The organism is Bradyrhizobium sp. 44, assembly GCF_023073095.1.
Classification (GTDB): Bacteria; Pseudomonadota; Alphaproteobacteria; order Rhizobiales; family Xanthobacteraceae; genus Bradyrhizobium.
Map to the genome: position 1 here is coordinate 345,591 of NZ_JADPIY010000038.1, position 21,700 is coordinate 367,290.

The 21,700-nt window shown below is 60.9% G+C and carries 21 protein-coding genes and 2 pseudogenes; 15 read left to right on the forward strand and 8 right to left on the reverse strand.

Annotated elements, in window-relative coordinates:
- Nucleotides 1-105: 105 nt before the first annotated feature.
- A complete protein-coding gene (locus tag IVB41_RS34400; protein ID WP_247439077.1) occupies nucleotides 106-405 on the reverse strand; it encodes a response regulator in 300 nt (99 codons plus the stop codon).
- 170 nt (nucleotides 406-575) lie between these two features.
- Here IVB41_RS34400 and IVB41_RS34405 point away from each other — a divergent pair, with 170 nt between their 5' ends.
- From IVB41_RS34405 to IVB41_RS34415, 3 genes are all read left to right on the forward strand, one after another.
- Nucleotides 576-761 (forward strand): hypothetical protein, encoded by a 186-nt coding sequence (locus IVB41_RS34405; protein WP_247439079.1) that lies wholly within the window; start codon nucleotides 576-578, stop codon nucleotides 759-761.
- A 702-nt stretch (nucleotides 762-1,463) separates the two neighbouring features.
- A complete protein-coding gene (locus tag IVB41_RS34410) occupies nucleotides 1,464-2,693 on the forward strand; it encodes an ABC transporter substrate-binding protein (RefSeq protein WP_247439081.1) in 1,230 nt (409 codons plus the stop codon).
- Between the two features lie 128 nt (nucleotides 2,694-2,821).
- The gene (locus tag IVB41_RS34415; RefSeq protein ID WP_247439083.1) at nucleotides 2,822-3,055 is read left to right on the forward strand and encodes a hypothetical protein; all 234 of its coding nucleotides are present in this window, start codon (nucleotides 2,822-2,824) and stop codon (nucleotides 3,053-3,055) included.
- A 394-nt stretch (nucleotides 3,056-3,449) separates the two neighbouring features.
- On the opposite strand, the pseudogene IVB41_RS35745 reads toward IVB41_RS34415, so the two are convergent.
- Nucleotides 3,450-3,839: pseudogene (locus IVB41_RS35745) on the reverse strand (methyl-accepting chemotaxis protein); the annotation flags it as partial.
- A 479-nt stretch (nucleotides 3,840-4,318) separates the two neighbouring features.
- On the opposite strand from IVB41_RS35745, the gene IVB41_RS34425 reads away from it, so the two are divergent.
- Nucleotides 4,319-4,519 carry a hypothetical protein gene (locus IVB41_RS34425; protein ID WP_247439085.1) on the forward strand — a complete coding sequence of 67 codons (201 nt, stop codon included), beginning with the start codon at nucleotides 4,319-4,321 and terminating at the stop codon, nucleotides 4,517-4,519.
- A 336-nt stretch (nucleotides 4,520-4,855) separates the two neighbouring features.
- Here IVB41_RS34425 and IVB41_RS34430 read toward each other — a convergent pair whose 3' ends face one another.
- The 4 genes and pseudogenes from IVB41_RS34430 to IVB41_RS34445 all read right to left on the reverse strand — a co-directional run bounded on the left by IVB41_RS34430 (nucleotide 4,856) and on the right by IVB41_RS34445 (nucleotide 9,572).
- Nucleotides 4,856-5,035 carry a DUF3606 domain-containing protein gene (locus IVB41_RS34430; RefSeq protein WP_247439087.1) on the reverse strand — a complete coding sequence of 60 codons (180 nt, stop codon included), beginning with the start codon at nucleotides 5,033-5,035 and terminating at the stop codon, nucleotides 4,856-4,858.
- A gap of 185 nt (nucleotides 5,036-5,220) precedes the next feature.
- Nucleotides 5,221-5,472: a hypothetical protein gene (locus IVB41_RS34435; protein WP_247439135.1), complete on the reverse strand. Its 252-nt coding sequence runs from the start codon at nucleotides 5,470-5,472 to the stop codon at nucleotides 5,221-5,223.
- Nucleotides 5,427-6,137 (reverse strand): annotated as a pseudogene (locus IVB41_RS35850) (diguanylate cyclase); the annotation flags it as partial. The pseudogene IVB41_RS35850 and the gene IVB41_RS34435, both read right to left, overlap by 46 nt.
- Nucleotides 6,138-6,461: 324 nt before the next feature.
- Nucleotides 6,462-9,572, reverse strand: coding sequence for an EAL domain-containing protein (locus tag IVB41_RS34445; protein ID WP_247439089.1), 3,111 nt, complete (start codon nucleotides 9,570-9,572; stop codon nucleotides 6,462-6,464).
- 1,155 nt (nucleotides 9,573-10,727) lie between these two features.
- On the opposite strand from IVB41_RS34445, the gene IVB41_RS34450 reads away from it, so the two are divergent.
- From IVB41_RS34450 to IVB41_RS34500, 11 genes are all read left to right on the forward strand, one after another.
- Entirely contained in the window at nucleotides 10,728-11,345 is a 618-nt protein-coding gene (locus IVB41_RS34450) for an NYN domain-containing protein (protein WP_247439091.1), read from the forward strand.
- Nucleotides 11,346-11,752: 407 nt separating this feature from the next.
- Nucleotides 11,753-12,328 (forward strand): hypothetical protein, encoded by a 576-nt coding sequence (locus IVB41_RS34455; protein ID WP_247439092.1) that lies wholly within the window; start codon nucleotides 11,753-11,755, stop codon nucleotides 12,326-12,328.
- A gap of 519 nt (nucleotides 12,329-12,847) precedes the next feature.
- Nucleotides 12,848-13,261, forward strand: a complete 414-nt coding sequence (locus tag IVB41_RS34460; RefSeq protein WP_247439094.1) for a hypothetical protein — start codon at nucleotides 12,848-12,850, stop codon at nucleotides 13,259-13,261.
- Between the two features lie 453 nt (nucleotides 13,262-13,714).
- Nucleotides 13,715-14,455: a FadR/GntR family transcriptional regulator gene (locus IVB41_RS34465; protein ID WP_247439096.1), complete on the forward strand. Its 741-nt coding sequence runs from the start codon at nucleotides 13,715-13,717 to the stop codon at nucleotides 14,453-14,455.
- 31 nt (nucleotides 14,456-14,486) lie between these two features.
- Complete coding sequence (locus tag IVB41_RS34470; RefSeq protein WP_247439098.1) at nucleotides 14,487-15,386, forward strand: NAD(P)-dependent oxidoreductase; 900 nt, start codon at nucleotides 14,487-14,489, stop codon at nucleotides 15,384-15,386.
- Nucleotides 15,387-15,396: 10 nt separating this feature from the next.
- A complete protein-coding gene (locus IVB41_RS34475) occupies nucleotides 15,397-16,080 on the forward strand; it encodes an amino acid ABC transporter permease (RefSeq protein WP_247439100.1) in 684 nt (227 codons plus the stop codon).
- A gap of 7 nt (nucleotides 16,081-16,087) precedes the next feature.
- Complete coding sequence (locus IVB41_RS34480) at nucleotides 16,088-16,756, forward strand: amino acid ABC transporter permease (protein ID WP_247439102.1); 669 nt, start codon at nucleotides 16,088-16,090, stop codon at nucleotides 16,754-16,756.
- A gap of 2 nt (nucleotides 16,757-16,758) precedes the next feature.
- Nucleotides 16,759-17,517, forward strand: coding sequence for an amino acid ABC transporter ATP-binding protein (locus IVB41_RS34485; protein WP_247439104.1), 759 nt, complete (start codon nucleotides 16,759-16,761; stop codon nucleotides 17,515-17,517).
- Between the two features lie 16 nt (nucleotides 17,518-17,533).
- Nucleotides 17,534-18,328 carry a transporter substrate-binding domain-containing protein gene (locus IVB41_RS34490; RefSeq protein ID WP_247439106.1) on the forward strand — a complete coding sequence of 265 codons (795 nt, stop codon included), beginning with the start codon at nucleotides 17,534-17,536 and terminating at the stop codon, nucleotides 18,326-18,328.
- Between the two features lie 67 nt (nucleotides 18,329-18,395).
- Nucleotides 18,396-18,842, forward strand: a complete 447-nt coding sequence (gene rpiB, locus IVB41_RS34495) for a ribose 5-phosphate isomerase B (RefSeq protein ID WP_247439108.1) — start codon at nucleotides 18,396-18,398, stop codon at nucleotides 18,840-18,842.
- Nucleotides 18,829-19,776 (forward strand): ribokinase, encoded by a 948-nt coding sequence (locus IVB41_RS34500; protein ID WP_346770881.1) that lies wholly within the window; start codon nucleotides 18,829-18,831, stop codon nucleotides 19,774-19,776. The genes rpiB and IVB41_RS34500 overlap by 14 nt, the downstream gene beginning before the upstream one ends.
- 239 nt (nucleotides 19,777-20,015) lie before the next feature.
- Here IVB41_RS34500 and prpB read toward each other — a convergent pair whose 3' ends face one another.
- A complete protein-coding gene (gene prpB, locus IVB41_RS34505; RefSeq protein WP_247439110.1) occupies nucleotides 20,016-20,939 on the reverse strand; it encodes a methylisocitrate lyase in 924 nt (307 codons plus the stop codon).
- Nucleotides 20,940-20,942: 3 nt separating this feature from the next.
- Complete coding sequence (locus IVB41_RS34510; RefSeq protein WP_247439112.1) at nucleotides 20,943-21,605, reverse strand: 2-methylaconitate cis-trans isomerase PrpF family protein; 663 nt, start codon at nucleotides 21,603-21,605, stop codon at nucleotides 20,943-20,945.
- Between the last annotated feature and the right edge of the window lie 95 nt (nucleotides 21,606-21,700).

Here is a 21,700-nt window from a genome sequence, read left to right on the forward strand (position 1 = left end):
TCCTGACTTGTTTCGGGATGTAGTCGGACATTAGCCATGCTCGTTGTATAAACGCGAGTGCCAAGGGTGCAGAGGAGATGCCCAAATTGGCCGAGCTAGTGCCAGCTATCTCGGGGTTGCCCTTGCCATCTCTCTCACAGCGCTGATGATAGACTCGGGATGGTACGGCTTCTGCAAACATCGGCTCCCCGGTACGGGACGGGCCGCGACGGGCGAGTATCCCGTCGCGTAGATCACGGGCAGATCGGGATCGTGCTCGCGGCAACGCTCCGCGATTTCCCATCCATCGATGCGGCCCGGCAGCCTAATGTCCGTGACGAGAAAGTCCGGCTCGTGCCCTCCGCACCAGGCGAGCGCCTGTTCGCCGTTCTCCGCCTCGACAACCTCGAATCCTTCCTCGCGCAAAGCCTCGACGACGAATTCTCGAATTAGTTAATCGTCCTCGACGACAAGTATGCGCACAGCCGGTGCCTCAAACATTTGATTTACGTGCGAATCAGGACGGCCGGCGACTTGGGATGTTCCGCCCGATCTGTCCAGGCACTCAGGGGAAGCGTCGCCTCGGGCGTGGCACTGTGCTGCAGTTGCTCCATGCGGTCTGCAGGATGGAGATCCAGCCGCGGCGAGCCGGGGAGCTGCCGATCCAGGCAGACCGGGCGGCCCAGGCCACGGTGCTGATCGTCGATGACGATCCGGACGTGCGTGCCTTCCTGATAGATTCGCATGCCGCATCGCTGCTTCTTTATTTGAAGCAGCATTAACCAAATAATCGAGTCGCCTTAATCCGGGCCAAATGTCGTCTATGGCTTGATGCTCTGAGGTGGGCATCGCTGTGATCAAGGTCGTCGTACTTGGACTGGTTTGCGTCGGGGGGATCGGTGCGATTGCTGCCGCCGCCTCGAAGTCTGCTCCGGCGCCGACACTTGCGATCGCTTATCCTGCTGTAGCCGGCAACAAGGCTGATCGGCTATCGCTGGTCAGCACGCAAGACGTCCAGCCAAGTGTGGAGAAGGTTGCCCTCCCTTATACAACACCTTCCGAGCCCCCAGCTCCACCTCAGCATCGGCCGAAGGAAGTAGCTAACGCTAAGGCTCCAGAATTCATTCCGCGCCACTGGCACGATCCTGATGACATGCGAGAAACAGCCAGGAAGCCAAAGGCGGAGCCTTCGAGGAGTACCTCGCGAAACGCCTCCGCGACCAAGTTGGCTGATGCACAAGACTGCCGGGCAGATGGCGTAAGCTCGATGTTGCGCAAGCTCAACTTGCAGCCGGCCTGCTCCCGCTAATTCCTGCTGAAGGAATTTGTGCGCTGCGTCGAACCCTGGCATTCCGACCCCGTGACATCAACCGGCTCGCACCTTTCGTTGCTGCCGCGGACGTTTCCCATGCATACTCTCTGATGCGCGGCTGAACGGCTCACAAGAATGGCTGAAACAGTTTGCGCTTTAAGGGAGGACAACGATGCGTCGTTCTTACTTCAACTTCGTCTATTCGACCGCAATCGCGTTGGCACTTGCAGCCACGCTCTCCTCGACAACCTACGCCCAGAAAAAGTACGATCCAGGAGCAACCGACACTGAGATCAAGATCGGCAACATCATGCCGTACTCCGGTCCAGCATCGGCGTACGCTACGATCGGCAAAACTGAAGCCGCCTACTTCACCAAAATTAATTCTGAAGGCGGCATCAACGGTCGGAAGATCAACTTCATCTCCTATGACGATACGTACAGCCCGCCTAAGACGGTCGAGCAAGCTCGTAAGCTCGTTGAGAGCGATGAGGTATTGTTGATTTTCAATCCGCTAGGAACGCCGGGTAACACCGCTATTCAGAAGTACATGAATTCGAAGAAGGTCCCGCAACTGTTCGTATCGACAGGTGCTGCCAAGTGGAACGACCCGAAGAATTTCCCCTGGACGATGGGGTGGCAGCCCAGTTACCAGGTCGAAGCGCGCATCTACGGCAAGTACATCCTTCAGAACTACCCAGGCAAGACCGTCGGCGTGCTCTATCAGAATGATGACTTTGGAAAAGATTACGTCACCGGCCTAAAGGATGGCCTTGGTGACCAAGCCAGCAAGTTGATTGTAGTTGAAGCTCCTTATGAGACGAGCTCGCCGACAGTCGATTCTCAGGTCGTGCAAATCAAGGGCGCCAATCCGGACATCTTCGTGAACATAGCGACACCTAAATTTGCTGCCCAGGCGATAAAGAAGGTCGCTGAAATGGGATGGCATCCGGTGCAATTTCTTACAAACGTGTCGGGTTCAATAGGCGGCGTCATCAAACCTGCCGGTTACGAGGCCAGCCAGGGCATCTTGTCAACCGCATATCTGAAGGATCCGAAGGACGCTGAGTGGAAGAACGATGCATCGATGAACGAGTGGCGAGCGTTCATGACAAAATGGTACCCTGAGGGTGATCTTGATGACTCAGCGACGGTCTTTGGCTACGGTGTCGCTAAGGGCCTGGAGCAAGTCCTCCGTCAGTGTGGTGACACGCTGACCCGTGAGAATGTAATGAAGCAGGCAGCCAACCTCGATTTTGAGATTGGCATCTACATCACGGGCACACGTATAAAAACAGGCCCTGACGATTTCGCCCCGATCGAGCAGCTCCAGATGATGCGATTTAAGGGAGAAAGCTGGGAGAGGTTCGGGCCGATCATGAGCGGCGCCAAAGGATCCTGATCGACCATTAGCGGTCGTCCCTTGGCCCGCACCGCTTCCGGTTGAGCACGTGCGGGCCAGAGCGGCCGAGCGTCATTGTTCAAGAATTATCTGAGAAACGTTCAAAGCCCCAAATGCGCGAGCCAGAAATGACGCCGGCTGAAATGGAGACCGAGCTGCGCGCGCTGCGTTCGGAGCTGGATGCGCAGGTTGATGGCACCAAGGCTCGTCACATCGAATGGCGTCGGCTCGGATTGATTGCCAAACTCAGCGGCCTATTATCCTCTTTTGCTGGGCTAGGCTTCATCATCACGAACCTTGTGGTCCCAAGAGCACCAGCAAATTCTATTAGCGGCCAACAGCGGACGAGATCATCGCCATGACGATGAAATACAGGCCAGTTCCGATCTTGAAAGTCGTCGCCGACACGCCCCAATTGCCCCAGGGCGACACGACAGAGAAACCCGTGCCTGCGCCAAAGGATAGAAGCACGAGCGTAAGCGCGAGGGACGCGACGGCCCCAGCCAAAACGGCAGCCCAGGAAACCCCGGCTACTGACGGTTCAACCACCCCGACCTGTGCGTCTTCTCGAAATGCTTGCCAGCAGCCGATACAGCTGCCCAGAAAATGCCCAGATGGAACCAAGTTCCGTGCATTGATGCGCTGACACTGACGTTCTGGCGGCCAAACGCGGAGGAGCCTCACCCCTTGGACGATTTGTCATTCTAGCGACAGAGACTCGGCAGCCGACAACACTTAGGAACAGGCCGCGCCGAACCGGTGCGCCCCTCGGCACGTCGGTGATGTTGGTCGCGACCTTATGTGTGCCCTGCGCCGATTGCTGCGCGTTCCCGGAATCTTCTGCGTAGCGGCACCTTCTCCTCCACGGCCGCAGCAACGGCTGACGACATTGAAAAGCAGCTCGATCGTTCCGCTGATCTGCCGGACCGCGGCGACCGACCTCGTCTGTCGCTCCCTGGATAGAGGTGATTTGCTGACCGATTTCGCGGGTGCCCTCGCAGTCTGCTCCGCAAATGCTTTGACCTCCGATGCCAAGGTGGCGAAGTTGTTTCCGGCATCGCCTAGCAGTGCCCCCTCGATGGTCGCATTCCGCGCGAGCGGATTGGTTGCCGCGATGGCATTGATCAATTCGACGATATCGCCAAGCGGTCTAAGTGCCCACATCTGTGGTCGACCTGCCAATTGTAAATGTCGGATTGCATTGTCCAGGCCTGAGGCGCCCGGCGCGGCGATGACAATTGGTGGGTCGTCCAATCCAGACAGCTAAAGAGAGCGCGGCGGTGTGACCTGCTACACACTCTGTTAGGGACAATGGGAGCATGCTCGGAACGGAGCAATTTGCTTCAAATTATCTCGCCGGAGGGTGAGACCCATGACGAACGCCGAACACCTACTGCAGCAAGCAATTAAGGCCGAGAGGTTGGCGAAGGCCGTAAACGACACGCTGACCATCGAGCGACTTCGCGCTTACGCGGCCGACTGTCGAAAGAAAGCGGCAGGACAATTAGAGTTCGTAGCAGCCTAAGTCGCCGCCCTTAAGCGCTGCGCTAAGCTCCAGGGGAGCGAGCCCACGTTGTTCAGCAAGGTGATCGCAACGCGGGGTCATCGTCGATAAAGCAGTTCGCATGTTCGAGGGCCGTAAAATGATTGATCCGCACCAGGTGAATACAATCATCTCCACGACGATTTGCGGGTTTTTTGCACATCACCCGGACGCGAAAATTGGAATTGAAGAAGCCAAGCTGCTCGCGAAGCAGATTGCGGAGGCTCTCAACGAGGCAGGACTGCAGATTGCCGCCGCCGATTCGACGAGTGCAACTGACTAGTATGCTCGTGGCGATCGATCGTTCTGGCTGCTTGATATCCATGCTGAATGGTCATGACACGCGGCTCGTCAGTGGTGGCGCTTCTTCCCGCCTGCTTCTTCGATGATATGGCTCGCATCCGGCTCTTCAATTCCCGCGTTTATGTCCGGCGACCTGTTGCAGGCGCACGGCTCACCCGCGCCGCACTGGCAGCCAAGTTCTGCGCTCCAGGCTCGGTCCGGGTGGTTCTCGCAGACAAAGCCTAAGCCGAAGCAGATGGGGCAGGTGGGATTGATCATGGCATGAAAAAGCGCGCGGGCCTTGCTCCAAAGATCGCAAGCATACCGCGCGCTTCGGTTACGCCGCCAATTGTTTGCGAACGGCGGCGGCCGAACTGCCTACTACCTTGTCCACAGCCTTCTGCAGCTCGTCTCTGGAGACACCAAGTTGCTTGGTCCAATACTTGACCTCGAAGTCCTCATGCATGTTGATTTTGCTACGGTCGCGCTGATCCGCTTTGGCGACATTGTCGCTCATCTTGCTCCTCCATCGCCTGTACAAGCCGCTCATCTTCGAGAACGGCCAGCAGGTCATTGATCGTGCTCTGGCAATCCCGCGGGCCAGGCTCGACATAGCGGGCCAGGATGGCTTGGGCTTCTTTTACGGCTTGGGTTACGCGATCCGGCATGCCGGTACTCCACTCCCTGGTGGAGAAAACGCCGTCAGGAACGCCGCGTTCCTTTGCTGAGCCCCTTGAAAGAGCTGGCCCGCAGCAGGCCTTCAGAGGTGATGTCGCGGTATTCGATGTCGGCGTAGAACTTTGGCTCGACCCATGTCGCCTTCGGTTTCTTGACAGGCTTGGTGAGCTTTTGCTTCGGGCTAACGACGGTATCGAGAGCCTTGCGAATCTCTGCCGATTTCGTCCGGCTCCAGCCCCGATGCGCTTCCAGGTCACGGGCGCTGCGATGGGGAATCCCTCTCGGGCTCGCGGGGAATAGGTGCCGATCGCGGTAGTGCCACGGCCATTGCGCAGATAATCGAGGAAGATGCGATCGCGACGCTTTGCCTGCGCGGACAGGCAAGCCTCTAGCGCGGCGTCGGGCAGCACGCACATCAGTTCCTCACCACCATATCGGGCTGCGAGATCCCCCTCTCTCACTCCCTCTTGAACGCACTTCGCCAGGACGCGAAGGACCTGATCCCCAAGCTGATGGCCGTACTTGTCGTTGAATGCCTTGAAGTAGTCGATGTCGACGAGGAAGGTACCCAACGCACCTCCCTGCTCCATCGCCTTGATTTGAGCCGAGCGGACGTAGGGTTCCAAGGCTCGGTGATTTGCCAACCCGGTGAGCGGGTCCGTTCTGGACCATATCTCTGCTTTTTCAAGATCGGCCCGAAGCTTTTCGACCTCGCCGGACGCACTGGCCAGCCTCATTTGCAACGATGCCGCACGTTCCGTCGCCTTGGAGAGTTCGTCGCGGAGACACGCCAAGGCGATCGCACGGTCGGCCTGCAGCGCCTCGGCAACTGTCGCCAGTCCGTGGACCTGGGCCCCGCTGCCTTCAGCGGCATCCGAGAGCCCTTGTTTAACGTTCAGGAGGATGGTGCTGAGTTCTTCCGAGACTGTCTGGTCCGCCATACCCAGATTGTTCGACTGCAAGAACGTGCTGTAGAGTTCTCGGTTTACCGCTTTGTCGAACTTTCTATTGTTGGAGCGTAGGACGTCAATGGTCTTGCGCAGAGCTTCAGATCCGCCCAAGAGGTATGCGAAGAAGACGCTGAAGTTGGGGGGCAACAGGCGGAACGTTCAGCTCGTCCATCAGCCGCAAGGCTTCTCCTGAGACTGTGACGGCGTGCTCCGCCTTCAGATCGTCCAGCTTTGTCATCGCTTAAGCTTCTGTTCGTGTTTCGACTGCGCCAGGAACGTGTTTTCCTGACAACCATCGTGCGTTGAAATCCCAGATCAGGCGCTCGCGTGGGCGGGCGTCTGACGATGGCCTTTGTCCTCTTCCAGCGGCAGACGTTTAGGGCGTCCGATCAAATATCCCTGCATCTCGTCACACTTCATCGACGCGAGCATCGCGAACTGCTCCTCCGTCTCAACGCCTTCCGCGAGCACTGGAATGCCGAAGCTGTGGGTCAGGCCGATCACTGCGCGAACAATCCCTATCGACTTCTCGCTCGTCCCCAAAGTTGCTACGAAACTGCGATCGATCTTGATGCGGTCGAGCGGAAAGGCATCCAGATATGACAATGAGGAGTAACCCGTCCCAAAATCATCCAAGGCAATCATGACACCCAGTAATTTGAGCCTGTTTAGCGTATCTCTTGCGCGGCCGACGTCCTCGATGAGTACGCCTTCTGTTATCTCCAGTTCTAGTCGGGCCGGCGCGAGTCCGCTTTCCCTCAAAGCAGCTTTCACTTGCCTTTCGAGGTTCTCCCGACGAAATTGAGCGGCAGAGATGTTGACGGCGATCCTGAGCGGGCTGCTCCAAGAAGCCGCCGTCCGACAGGCTTCCCTGAGAACCCATTCGTCGATCTTGGCGATCAACCCGCTTTCTTCCGCAATCGGGATGAACTCGCCCGGTGCTATGACGCCACGGGTAGGATGCTGCCAGCGCACCAGAGCTTCGTGACCGACTATGCCACGCAGGCGATCCACCTGCGGCTGATAATGGAGGAATAGCTCGCCTTGTTCGACGGCGGAGCGCAGATCATGCTCGACGGCGCGTCGCTGCCGCAGCTGCTGATCCATTGCGCTGGTGAACAGGCGGACGGCGCCTCGGCCGTCATGCTTTGCACGGTAGAGTGCCGCGTCGGCATTGGCGAGCAGCGAAACGGGATCCTCGCCATCCCTTGGAAACACAGCGATGCCAACACAAAGATCGAGCTCGAGCGAATGACCGTTCGTCTCGATAGGGACGGCAAACGCCTCACGCATTTTTTTCGCCAGGAGCTCTGCAGCGCCGGGCAACGGCACTTGCTCCGTGATTGCGATGAACTCGTCGCCGCCAACGCGGGCGACGTACGCCCCATCGCTAGTTTGCTTCAGCCGCCGAGCAGTTTCTCGCAGGACGGCGTCTCCGACGGAATGCCCAAAGAGATCGTTGATGTCCTTGAAGCGGTCGAGGTCGATGCAGAGCACCCCCACACTGCTATCCAGTTCCTGCGCGCGGTTCATGGCGGCCATTAGAGCTCCATCGAGCGCGGTCCGGTTCGGCAGTTCGGTGAGGGCATCATGGGATGCCAGATGGGCAATTCTGCGTTGGCTTCGGTTTCGCTCTGTCACATCGAATGCCGCCACCACCTGCGCAGCTTTCCCTTCGTACATCAAAGAACGACGTTCAACGACCACTTCCAGTTGGTCGCCGGCCCGAGTGTTGTGAATCGCGACTTCTTGCTCTCCATCGGAGCTCCCAATCTTGCCACTCTTCAGATCAAGTTCGGTCATCCCGAGCAACTGGTCCTGCCGGTATCCGTAATGGCTGCACATCGCCGCGTTCGCGGCAAGAAGACGCTGCGAGCCGGCCTCTGCCACCCACATCGGAATCGGGTTCTCTTCGAAAAGCAGCCTAAAGGAAGCCTCTCGCCCCTTGAGCTCGGTGATATCGATGCGCACACCGATACTACCGCCGTCCGCTGTTCGTCTTTCCTCTACGCGCAGCCACCTATCGCCGGGGAGCCGCTGCTCATGCGAGGACTGCGGCAGGTTGTGCCAAGCAAGCCGCTCGGCAAGCCACTCGTCTTCTCTGCCCCGCGCCTCTGCGTATTGGTCGCGCTGCAGCCCCGCTCGGAGAATTTCCTCGAACCGAACACCCTCCGCCAGGGCATGATTGGTGGCCGAGTAGAAGTCGGCGTACTGTCGATTCCACAGAACCAACCGATCTTCTTTGTCGAAAACCGCGAGCCCTTCCGGCACGACGTCGAGGGCTTCCTTCAGGTGCGCGTGCGCGGCTCGCGCAGCGGCTTCTGCCCGCTCTGCGGCTCCCTTAGCAGCGGCGAGCGCTTCCTCGGTGCGATGGCGCTCCGTGACGTCTTCGTGGGTGGCGACCCAACCGTTGTCCTCCATCGGGCGGTGACGAATACGGACCATCTGGCCGTTGGCCAGCTCGACAGTCGTGTCGGAGGTTTCATCAATTACACTGGCACTGGTGCGCCAGCTTAGGTATTCTTCTCTGGACATTTTCGGCGCACTGCCGACGCCGTAGCGGAGTTGGACAATCTCTTCGAGACGCATGCCCGGCCGCACGCTTTCCGGACTGAGGGCATAGATCTCGAGATATTGCCGGTTGCACACGATGAGGCGCTGCTGCCCATCAAAAAAGCAAAGACCTTGCGACATGTTGTTCAACGCGGTGTTGAAACGGTCAGCGAATTCGTCGGCCTTGGACTTCTCCGCGATCGCGCTCTTTTCCGCGGCTCGCGCACGCTTGCCTTCTTCGGCCGAGTTGGCCTGCTCCTCGATAAGCCCAGCAAGGTTGCGGAAATTGATGTTGAGCATTCGCGCAAGCAAGACCAGGAGCAGCGCGAGATTCAGCCCCAAACAGAGCTGCAGTGGCTCACCCGAAAGCAGCAGTCGCCCTGAGATCGGCGCGCCCGCGATCAACATCGTCAGCCGCGAGGCCGCCGGGAAGCTGCCGAGACAATAGGATGAGCCGATGCAGCCCATGAACACCAGCAACGCTAAAGGCGCGCGCAAAGCCGGCTCCACCGTCTCCATCAGCGCCAATATCCAGCACACGTATCCCCCCGTGAGAACAGCGGCAAAAATTCGCATCCTCGAGAGACTTCTGAAGGCCTCCTCGGGGCTGACCTCGCGTGCCCGCATCCGCACCCACTGCGCCATTCGCACGATGCAGATGGCCATAAGAAATGCAGGTAACGCGAACCGCAGCCAGAGCGAGCAATTCTCCGGCAGCACCCAGGCCACGCTGAAGCTGTCGAGCAACAGGACCGCGTAAAGCACGGGGACCTGCTTCCGGAGAACCTTGAATTGCTCCACCAGCAACGCCCGATCGACCGCAGTCGTGAGACGTCCAACTGAAAACAAGTTGCAGACTTTGCTGAGGTCCATGTCGCTCTCCGCCCGCCAACACGCTACGAGAGAGTCCGGAAGATCGCGTAAATGTTGTTGGTGTTCCGTGCGTTAAAGCAGCAAGTGCCGGCCGTTTTGCCGGTACTAAGTCACCGTAGAGGTGAATGTTGGCTGACGTACGCAGCCTGTCTGGCGCGAGCAATCCCGGTTTGCATCGGCCAACTGTGGGCTCTGCCCGCGGGCCCGCTTCTGAGCCCCCAGCTTTTGAGGACTCGTTTCGCGCTGCAATGCGGCACCGGTCTTTAGGCGCAACAGGTGCGCTTCGAGACAACGACACGTCAACCGGGGTGATTGCGATTTAAATCCCCACCCGTGCCATTTGTTAAGGCGCGAATCGAGGTCCCCGAATCTGTAGTAGCGGCCAGAGGCGGAGCAGGATTCGGCGCCCATGGACCAGTCGCGCTACCGAATGGTGACGCGAAAGCGGAGCCGATAGGACAGGGAACTTTAGACCGCCTTCTATGTTGAAGGTGCTGGCACCCGCGCTAAAAATAGCGTGCCAGCAGACTGGACCCCGACCCGGTATCCCGGGCCTGGGTTTTTTCTTGGGCGACCTGTCGAACGACCTCCTCAAGGCCGTGGTTCCGAACCTGTCTCCAGCGGTCAAAAATCGAGGTGAAGGCCGCGTAATCTCAAGCGCTCCCGAGTGTCACCCGGTTGATGAAGCGCTTCGGCGCGAGCGGCTCCCAGATGAATCTCCGTGGCCTGCCGAGCGACTCGCCGAAGCCAGCAGCATCAGAAACAGCGCCCGACCAGCTTGGTACTTGGCAGCCGCCCGGGTGGCTTCCGAGCCTTGCATGATCGGGTGCCCATCGCTCGTGCAGAGACACCATCTGCATGCCCGGCCGCGGCGCCTGAGGTGGATTTCGAAGAGCGGCAATTGGTACGGCATTCCCGGCGTCCCACTTACTGCATTGTCTTTGCAGCAGGCTCCAGGTTCAAGTGTTCATGAAAAAGGGTTTGAAAGCTCGGATTGTTGGATATAGCTTCTCTCCGTCGGAGCTCACGTTCTTGCCCCACGACAGAATGCGAGTGAGCGGCGGGCCAAGGCCGCCCCGTACCCAAACTCCATCTTTGACAAACCATTCGGATGCGGGAGCGTTGCTTCCGCTGGGATCATTCGGGCTGCCCCATATGTCGTCTTCGCCCAATACGACTGCTTTGTTCATCGATGGCCCGAATCTCCACGCCACCTCCCGAAGCCTCGGCTTCGACATCGACTACAAGCGCCTTCTGAAGGAATTCGAGAGCCGGGGTACCTTGCTCCGCGCCTTCTACTACTCGGCCGTCATCGAGGATCAGGAATTCTCCTCGATCCGGCCGTTGCTCGATTGGCTTGACTACAACGGCTACACCGTCGTGACCAAACCGACCAAGGAATTCGTCGACTCGTTCGGACGTCGCAAGGTCAAGGGCAATATGGACGTCGAACTTGCGGTGCATGCCCTGGAGCTCGCCAGCGAACTCGATGAAATGGTTCTGTTTTCGGGGGATGGCGATTTCCGTTCGCTGGTGGAGGCGGTGCAGCGCCGAGGCGTGCGCGTGACCGTGGTCTCGACCATGGCGGCCCACCCGCCAATGGTCGCGGACGAACTCCGGCGGCAGGCGGACGTCTTCACTGACCTCCTGGACCTGCGAGCGGAGGTCGGCCGGGACCCTCCACCTCGGGAGCGCGGCGAGGTTCGTGGGCCGCCGCTGCGGCAGGCGCCCAAGACGGCTCCGCGTCCGGAGCCGGACGAACTCATTCCGTAGCTCACCGAGAGCACCCGCCCCGGTCGCGAATTCGGCTCGGCATTCAGGTTTGCGACCTCCATCATGAAGTCCGCCGAAGGGCCAGGCGCTCCCGTGGCAGAGATCGACTGCGCGACCGGGATGTCTGGTGCAGACATGGCACGACCGCCCGGTTTCGTCGGTCTAACCTTGCTCGACCTGCATTTCGCCCTGAACGCGGGCGTACCGGCTTGAAAGGGGGCGGAGGAGGCGCTGCGCCTTGCGCCGGTAACGCCGGGCTGCCGCATAGGCAACCCTTCGGCCCGTTGCGCTCGGCAGCCCCGCGTAGGCGACTCAATTCCGACCACGCGAGCGCGGCGGTGATCCATCTCTGCAGTTCTGCCCATCCGCTTCGCCCTGCGCGACCCGACCCGCGAGGAGGACCTCTGATGCAGGCCGAAGAGATCAAGCTGAAGCTCGTCGGAACACGCAGGCTGATCATGCACGCGGGCCGGCTGGCCGATCCGCTCGACCCGATCACGAAGAACCTGACGAAGCTCACCTTGAAGAAGCCGAAGACCGAGGCGGATCATCAGGCTATCAGTAAGGCCGAATGGTTCGGCGGGCTGTGGCTGCACCAAGGCAAGCCCTGCGTGCCGGCCGAAGCGTTGACGGCTGTTTTCGTCAACGCGGCGCGCACGCGAAGCCGCGGCCCCGAAGCGAGCGCCGGACTGATCGTCGGCTCCCACGCGCCGCTGCAGTACGAAGGTCCCACGGACCCCAAGGAATTGTGGGAGGACGAGCGCTTCCGTCTCCGCGTTCCCGTGCGGGTAAAAAGGGGCAACCGGACGATGCGGACGCGGCCTTGCTTCGACGACTGGAGCGTGGAGTTCACGGCGAGCTATCTGCCGACTCTCATCAATCGCGACGAGGTGCTCGACATCTACGCCGTCGGTGGCTTCATGAAGGCCCTCGGCGACTGGCGTCCGCAGAACGGGACGTTCTCGGTGGAGGAGGTCTCCTAGGTTACTGCGCAAGCATCAAGAAACGCGCGAACCGGTAGAAGGTAGGGTCCGGTACGGTGTGGTGGGGCGTGGTCCGGCGAGGCAGGGCACGGCCCGGCAAGCGCAGAAGGCGGGGACACCGATCGGTCGGTGTCCCCGATCAAATCGAAAATGAAAGAGCGACGCCGCGTGGCCAGAACCGTGCGATCGGCGAAGCTTTGCTCGGAAAGAGGGAAGAATGAATATCGGCTCGACATCGGTTCGCCGAGTGACATGCCTGATTCCCCAAACCGGCGGACCGGTATAGGATTTGGTTTTCCGTGGGGGGCACATCATGCTCCACACCACGATCAAGCGTTTTTGCGCCGCGGTACTCGAAGTGCGAAAGCGTCGCATCGCGAGATCGAAGTACGGAGTCATGGCCCTTCGGAGATCTTGGAAATTAGCTACGAGGCAAGGTTTCTCCCGATCGCCTTGGCGGGGTCGGTCTCGCCGCCCGTTTGTTGCACAGACGATGTGGTTGATTAATCCGGAGGGGACGTGAACTTCCAAGTGACGGTTCTCAAGATCTTGGTGAGCTATCCGGATGGCTTCGCCCTGATGGCGAACCTCAAACGGGACATGGCGATCCTGGCGACTAGTGGCCGCGATTGGGCAGACCGGACCAAGCGCCTCGCAGCGCGGGTGCCCGATCTGGACATCTTTTCCGACCGGCTGGTCGAACGTATCAGCGGCGGCTGGCAGATCACGGCCAAGGGACGGGAATTGCTTGAGTTCATGGAAGCCCGCTCCGCTGCGCCCGGCCCAATCCAGGCATCTATAGTCGAGGAGTCGACGGCCGCCACGACCGGGGTTTCGCCGCTGGGGCAGCCCGTAGATCGAGCCAAGAGGCGCCTCGAACGCCGCGAACGTCGGCGCGGAGCTCGCGAAAGAGCGAGGGCGAGCGCCTCTTGAAGGTGTTCTACATAGCCGGCAACGGTGAAAAGTAGGACATGATCCGTACCCAGCCCTATAGCAAGCCGCCGCCGCTCCGCCGGCCCTGACCACCTCCAGCACCCCACATTTGAACGGAGGGCCCGTTTCCGCCGACGAGAGCACTCGCCGTTCCTCGATTGGAAGGGGTCGAAGGATCCGCAACGATCGTGAGCTTGCCACACGCACTGCTCGTCAAGGTCATTCTGGCAAGGAAGAATGTCCGATCACAAGAAGCGAGCCGTCCAGAAGCACGGAAAAGTCTGTTCAGGGCGACACGCCGTCGGCGTGGTCTGTTGATTGAACTAGGCGCGGTCGCAAGAATTTGCGGCCTATTCGCAATGCACCAGCGCAAGGCGGCTCGCATCAAAAGAGTTGACGAGGTCAGCTTGTCGTCATACTGGTCTGACCAAGATCAGACCAAAAGAGATCGGGATGGAGCTTAAGCGCACGGCCGAAGGCGAAAAAGGGTTTGAGAAGGTGTTTGCCTTTCTGCGCGAACGCCTGCTCGCGGGCTCGCTCAGGCCCGGCGACCGGCTGGTCTCGGAACGCGAGCTCGCCAGCCTGCTCGCCGTTAGCCGGCCGATCGTTCGTGAGGCGCTGCGTGCCCTGACGGTGCTCGGCATCGTCGAGATCCGCGACCGCATCGGTACTGTGGTGACCCGGCCGGACGTCGCGGTGCTGAACGACTTCTTCACCTTCGCCCTCGCTCACCAGGCGGACATGCTTGACGATGTCATGCAGGCGCGCGTCGCGATCGAATGCCAGGCGATCCGCCTCGCTTGCGAGCGCGCCAACATTGCCGATTTCGAACGGCTGCAGCGTGCACTGGCGAAAATTGGGGAGACCATCGACGAGGCCGATGCGGGCGGCATGGCCGATTTCGAATTCCATCGCACCATCGTCGTGGCCGCGCATTCGGAGACGTTGACCGTCCTGCACGGGTCGCTGGCGGGTCTGCTGACGCATTCGCATCGCAGCCGCCGCAAGCAGGTGCAGGCCTTCCCGTCGATGAAGACGTACCTCATCGACGACCACCGGCGCATCTTCGACGCGATCATCGCGCGCGACCCTGAGCGAGCGGATGCGACTCTGCGCAAGCATTTTGCCATTGGCGACGAATACCGCAGGAGGGCCGTCGTCGGCGACATCGACAATACCACCGCCTCACGCTGATCGCGGACTAACCAAGAAACGGACGAATAACATGGGACGGAACGACAAGGGCAGCGTCGGCTTCATCGGCGTCGGCACGATGGGCGTGGAGATGGTGCGCAACCTTCTCAAGGCGGGGCACGCGGTGCACGCGTTCGATCTCAACGAGGCCGCCGTGGCTGATGTCGTCAAGGAAGGCGCGACCCGGGCCAAGAACCCGGCCGATGCTGCGCAGGGTGCCGACATCGTCGTCACCATGCTGCCGGACACGCCCCATGTCGAGGCGACCGTTTACGGCGAGCATGGGCTGCTGAAGTCGCCGCCGCCCGGCAAGCTGATCGTCGACATGAGCACGATCTCGCCGGTCGCGGTCCGCCGCATCCATGCCGAGCTGCAAAAAATTGGCGTCAGCTTCATCGATGCGCCGGTGTCGGGTGGGCCGTTGGGCGCCAAGAACGCCGCACTCTCGATCATGGCCGGTGGCGATGCGAAGGCCTTCGCGCAGGCCGAGCCGTTCTTCCGCGCGATGGGCACCACCATCACGCATGTAGGCGCGTCCGGCGCCGGGCAGACCGTCAAACTCTGCAATCAGCTGATCTGCGGCATAAACATCCAGGCCATCTGCGAGGCCCTCGCGCTCGGGCGCGCTTCGGGCCTCGATCTCAATTTGCTGCGGCGGGTGCTGCTCGGAGGCTCCGCCGCCTCCTGGATGCTCGACAAGCTCGGCGCCGCGATGATCGCCGGTGATGTCTCCGCCGGCTTCCGGATCGATCTCCAGCTGAAGGACCTCCGCCTCGTGCAGGAGCACGCGCAGGCGCTGAGTGTGCCGCTGCCGGGCACGGCGCTCGTCACCAGCCAATATGTGGACGCGCGTGCGCATGGCGAAGGCAACAATGGCAACCAGGCGCTATTCCGCGTCTATGACCGCATGACCAACCAGACCACCGGCTGAACCCGACACAATGAGCCTCCAACTCGACTTCCCCGCAGTGCTGGAGCGTTGGCCGAGCTTTCTCGCCGGCGCCGCGCTGACGCTGGAGTTGGCGGTTTTTGCGACCGTGCTCGGCGCCCTGTTCGGCACGCTTGCAGCCGTTGGCCGCGGCTCGCACAGCGCGCTGATCTCGGGCGCCTGCAAGGTCTACGTCGAATCAATCCGCAACACGCCTCTGCTGGTGCAGATCTTCCTGGTCTATTTCGGCCTCGCCAGCCTGGGACTGAAACTCTCGGCCTTCACCGTGGCGGTGGCCGCGTTGACCATCAATGTCGGCGCCTATACCGCCGAGATCATGCGCGCCGGCTTCGAGGCGATCCCACGCGGACAAATCGAGGCCGCCGAAGGGCTGGCGCTGTCACGCCTCCAGATCTACTGGCACATCATCCTGCTGCCGGCGATCGAGAAGGTCTATCCGGCGCTGACCAGCCAGTTCGTGCTGTTGATGCTGGCCTCCTCGGTCTGCTCGCAGATCTCGGCCGAAGAGCTCACCGCCGTCGCCAACTACATCCAGTCGGACACCTATCGCGCGTTCGAGACCTACATCATCGTCGCCGTGCTCTACATTATCCTGTCGCTGGTGATGCGAGCGGGCTTCTGGGGCCTCGGCCTGGTGCTGTTCCCGCGCCGTCGCCGGCTCGGCACACCGTTGTGAGATGACCATGGGCGGACATCTCAACATTAACCATTTGATGTTCCTCGGCCAGGGTGCGCTGTGGACCATTGGTCTGTCCGTGATCGCGCTGATCGGCGGCAGCATCGTGGGCTTCCTGATCGCGCTGGCACGCATCTCGCCGCTCAAATCGGTGCGCATCGCCAGCGCCGTCTATGTCCAGCTCATCCAGGGCACGCCGCTGCTGGTCATCCTCTTCCTCGGCTATTTCGGCCTCGCCGCAATCGGCCTCAAGGTCTCCTCGCTCACGGCCGCCGGCGCCTCGCTGACACTCTATGTCGCCGCTTATCTCGGCGAGATCTGGCGTGGCTGCATCCAATCCGTGCCGAAGCCGCAATGGGAGGCTGCCGAAGGCCTGGCGCTGAGCCGGACCCAGCGCATGATGAAGGTGATCCTGCCGCAGGCGATCCGCATCGCGACGCCGCCCACCGTCGGCTTCATGGTGCAGATCATCAAGAACACCTCGCTCGCTTCTGTCGTCGGCTTCGTCGAGCTGATGCGCTCGGGCCAGATCGTCAACAACTCGCTTTTCGAGCCGTTCGTCATCTACGCCATCATCGCCATCGCCTATTTTACCATGTGCTATCCCCTGTCGTTGTTCAGCCAGAAGCTGGAACGTCGCATGGGGCATGGCAAGTTTCACCTTGCACCGGCCTGAAGATGCAGCAGAACGCTTCCGCCTCCGAACCGATTGTGTCGCTCCGCGACGTGCAGAAGAGCTTTGGCTCGCTGCGGGTGCTCGATGGTGTCAGTTTTGCCGTCGAGCGCGGCGAGGTGCTGGCGCTGATTGGCCGCTCCGGCTCCGGCAAGAGCACGGCTCTGCGCTGCATCGACCGCTTCGAAAAGGTCGACCGGGGCGAGATCGTGGTCTGCGGCCATCGGGTCGACCGTCCCGACGTCGACCTGCGCGCGCTGCGCCAGGACGTCGGCATCGTGTTCCAGAGCTACAATTTGTTTCCGCATCTCACGATCGAGCAGAACATCACGCTGGCGCCCTGTGCCGTGAAGGGCATGACAGCGTCGCAGGCCAAGGACCTTGCGCGAAAAGTGCTGGCGCAGGTCGGGCTCGAGGAGAAGCTTCACGCCTACCCGGAGCAGCTTTCCGGGGGCCAGCAGCAGCGCGCCGCAATCGCCCGCTCGCTCGCCATGCAGCCGAAAGTGATGCTGTTCGACGAGGTCACCTCGGCGCTCGATCCGGAGCTCACCGGCGAAGTGCTCAAGGTGATCGAGCAGCTGGCGGCCGATGGCATGACCATGGTGATGGTCACCCACGAGATGGGCTTTGCCAAAGGCATCGCCGACCGGATCGTCTTCATGCATCGCGGCAAGGTTCACGAAACCGGACCTGCCTCGATCCTGACGTCGCCGACGACACCCGAACTCATGCAATTCGTGGGTACGGGAAACTTAAAATCATAAGAGGGAGGAACTAGGGATGACCAACAAGACATTGCTGGGAGCTGCCGCCGCATTGTGTGGCCTCGTCATGATGGCGGCGACGCCAGCATCGGCCGATTTGCTCGACGATATCACGCAGGCCAAGAAGATCCGCATCTCGACCGACCTCGCCATCCCGCCCTCGGGCATGATGGACTCGAGCATGAAGCCGACCGGCTCCGACGTCGAAGTCGCGCAGCTGCTCGCGAAGGACTGGGGACTCGAGCTCGAGTTCATCCAGACCACCGGCGCAACCCGTATCCCGAACGTCCTGACCGGCAAGGCCGACATTATCATTTCGACGCTCTCGGTGACGCCGGATCGCGCCAAGGTGATAGATTTCACCAAGCGTTATGCGACATTGCAATCCGATGTTGGCTGCCTCAAATCGTCGACGGTCAAGGACTGGCCCGACCTCAAGGACAAGTCCATCGGCGTCTCGCGCGGTACCACGCAGGACACGACCGTATCCAACATGAAGGACAAGGACCTCAAGATATCCCGTTACGATGATGACGCCACCATGGTGACGGCGGCCGTGTCCGGTCAGGTTGACTGCGTCGCCTCGTCCGCGACCATCATCAACCAGATCGGCGTGAAGAACCCCTCGCGCGTGTTCGAGTCACGGATACCGTTGGCGACCTTCGACCTCGCCATCGGACTGAAGAAGGGTGAGCAGCGCCTGATGGACAAGCTCAACACCTGGATCACCGAGAACATCAAGAACGGCAAGCTCAATGCGATATACAAGAAGTTCCACGGCGTCGAGCTGCCGCCGGATATGCGTAGCTAAGACCAGAAACAATCGTGGCAGCCGCGCGCGGCTGCCACGACCCATATGAAATCGAGAAGGGCATCACATGCGTCTTGTCATCGGATCCGACCACGCCGGCTGGCCGCTCAAGCAGACCGTCATCGACCACATCCGCAGCCTCGGCCATGACGTCGTCGACGTCGGCTCCTATGACGACAAGCCGGTGGATTTCCCCGACATCGCCCGCGCCGTGGCGCAGAAGGTGACCTCGGGCGAAGCCGCGCGCGGCATCATGGTCTGCGGCACCGGCGTCGGCGCTTCGATCGCCGCCAACAAGATGAAGGGCATCCGCGCCGCGGTCTGCCACGACATCCATTCAGCCCATCAGTGCGTCGAGCATGACGACGTCAACGTCATGTGCATCGGTGCGCAGATCGTCGGCGCGTGGCTTGCCATCGATCTCGTCTCGTCCTATCTCTCGGCCGAATTCTCTACCGACGAGGATTTCCGCCGCCGCGTCGAGAAACTGCGAGTCATGGATGAGCAAGGCTGACGGCTTCTCCACCATGATCCTAGTGTTCGGATCGCTTAACATCGATCTGGTCGCCCATGTCCCGGTCATTCCGGGCCCCGGCCGGACCGTGCTCGCGCCCTCCTATCGGACCCATTTCGGCGGCAAGGGCGCCAATCAAGCCGTGGCTGCCGCGCGCATTGCCGGGCCGGGACGCGTCCGAATGGCGGGCCGTATCGGACGCGACGGCTTCGGCGACAGCGCGATAGAGAATCTCCGAGCAAACCGCGTCGACACGGATCTCGTCGTCAGATCGGACCAGCCGACCGGCTGTGCCTTCATCACAGTCGATCAGACTGGTGAGAATGCAATCACGGTGGCAAGCGGCGCCAACATGACCGCGAGCGCCGATGACCTCCCCATCGCGCTATTCGGCCGTGACACAATCCTCGTCCTTCAGATGGAAGTGCCTTTCGCAGAAGCGCTGGAGGCCGCACGCAAGACGAAATCCGCCTCCGGTACCGTCATCTGGAATCTCGCACCCGTGCCGGAGTCCATGACCGGGGAGATGGTGGTCCAGCTTCTCTCCGTGACCGATTATCTGATGGTCAACGAGCATGAGGCTCTGGATGCGGCCAGGGCGATCGGCCTCGCCCCGCTGCCCGATTACGACGCCGCAGCCGCCGAACTTGCCAGGGCCGGTGACCTCAACTGCATCGTAACCGCTGGCGCGCGAGGCGCAATCGCCTTCACCGCCGATGGCAACTGTCTCCGGGCGCGTGCCCCCTGCATCACCCCCATCGACACGACCGGGGCCGGCGATGCCTTCGTCGGCGCGTTCACGTCCATGGTAAGTGAGATAGTGCCGTTGCAAAAGTCTTTGGAGATTGGATGCGAGGCTGCCGCATTAAAATGCCTTAAAGAGGGCGCGCAGGACGGAATGCCGGTCAGACGTGCGGTAAGCTCGATCGGCTGAATATCGGAGATCATTCAGGCATGATGGCTGGCAGGTATGTTTCCTGGCTTGCGGGTGATCGCCTTCGACCACGATTTCAAAGAACTCGAAGGCGCCGAGTGGTTTTGCTCGTCCTCTAACATCCGCTTACAGTTGCAAGGTAGTGGCAACAGAAGAATCCACTTTGCAGAGCCGTAGAGCTGACGATGGCTTCAGCTTATGACCCTATCGCACAAGTAGACCCTGCTCGAATCGAGGGTTTACGCGCGTTGAGGCATGCCAGCCGGAACGATCGTTTGCACGATCGTGGAATCCAGGGATTCGTAATCGTGCAGACCGATTGCGCTGTAAAGCTCCGCTCGCGTCTGCATCCGCTCGACGACCTTGTGCGTTCCGCCGTCACGAGCAATCGCGGCGTAAAGCTCGGCTTGTGCTTTGTTGGCCATTCGCAAGGAAGAGACAGGCCAAATCACCATCGAATAGCCCATCGCTTCGAACTCTGAAGCTGTGAAGAACGGCGTCCGGCCAAACTCTGTCATGTTGGCAAGTAAGGGTACGCCAGGCATGCGTTGGGCAAATGCACGGAACAACTCGGCGGTGTTGAGCGCTTCAGGGAAGATCGCGTCGGCGCCGGCGTCCATGTAGAGTTTTGCGCGGGCGACCGCGCCGTCGAGGCCTTCGCTGGCGGCGGCGTCGGTCCTCGCAATGATCACGAGATCGCGCCGTGCTTTCGCCGCGGCCGAGACCTTCGCCGCCATGTCATGCGCATCGGCAATCTTCTTGTCGTTGAGATGGCCGCACTTCTTCGGGAGTATCTGGTCCTCGAGGTGCAGCGCGCCCGCGCCGGCGTCCTCGAATACGCGCGTCGCATGCATCACGTTCAACGCCTCTCCATAGCCTGTGTCGGCGTCGACGAGCAGCGGAAGTCCCGACGCGCGGGTGATCTGGCGAATGAAGAAGGCGACCTCGTCGACGGTGATGATGCCGAGATCAGGAAGGCCCATCGATGCCGTCATCGCCGCGCCCGATAGATAGAGCGCCTCGAAGCCCGCCGCCCTGGCTTGCAGCGCCGCCATGCCGTTGTGGGCGCCCGGCAGTTGCAGAATGCCGGACCGCTTCAACAGCGCGCGAAAACGCTGGCCGGCGGATTCGCGAGAAAGTTCGGCGGCAACGAGATAAGTCATCGTTTAGAGCTCCGGATACAAATATGCGCTGCGCCGCGCCTGCGCGGCCGTCTTGGCGGTTCGATAGAACACGTTGCCCTCGAACAGTCGCCGCGCGGTGCGATAGACCGCGCCGTGAATGGCGCGGGCCTTCGCGGGGGCGTCGGCGTGTTCGACCGCGGCATCGACCACGGTCGTGCCGGAAGGATGCGCGATGACGATCGGGCCATCGCCGGCGCGGGCCATCCGGTTTGCCAGCGTGCCCTTGATGCGGACCGCGATGGCAAGACAAGTGGCGCCGGTGATCGGCACCGCGCGATGCGGCTGGCTGATCGAGATCATGCGGATTCCGAGCGACATCTCCGAAGGTTCCAGATGCCGTCCCGACAAGGTCGTCATCTGCCGGGGCGACACGATCATCGCGACCTTGGGCACGCTCGGGATCTTTGCGGCGACCGCGACGTCAGGCGCAAGGCCCATCGCGACCGAAGCCGCGCAGCGGATCGCCTCCATCCGCGCGAGGAACACCGGATCATTCTCGAGCGCGTCAGGCATTTCGTCACCCCCCTTACCGAGCGAATCGGCCGCGACGAAGACGCAGGGGTTGGCGGCATCGACCAGCGAGGCCTCTATCGTGCCAAGGCCCGGAACCTCGAAATGATCGCAGGCGCGTCCGGTCGGGAGCAACGGCCGCGCGGCAACGCCCGTATCACGCCCTCACCGCCGCCAGCAGCGGTTTCATCCCGACGATGTTCAGCACGCGTGTCAGATTGTAGCCGAGC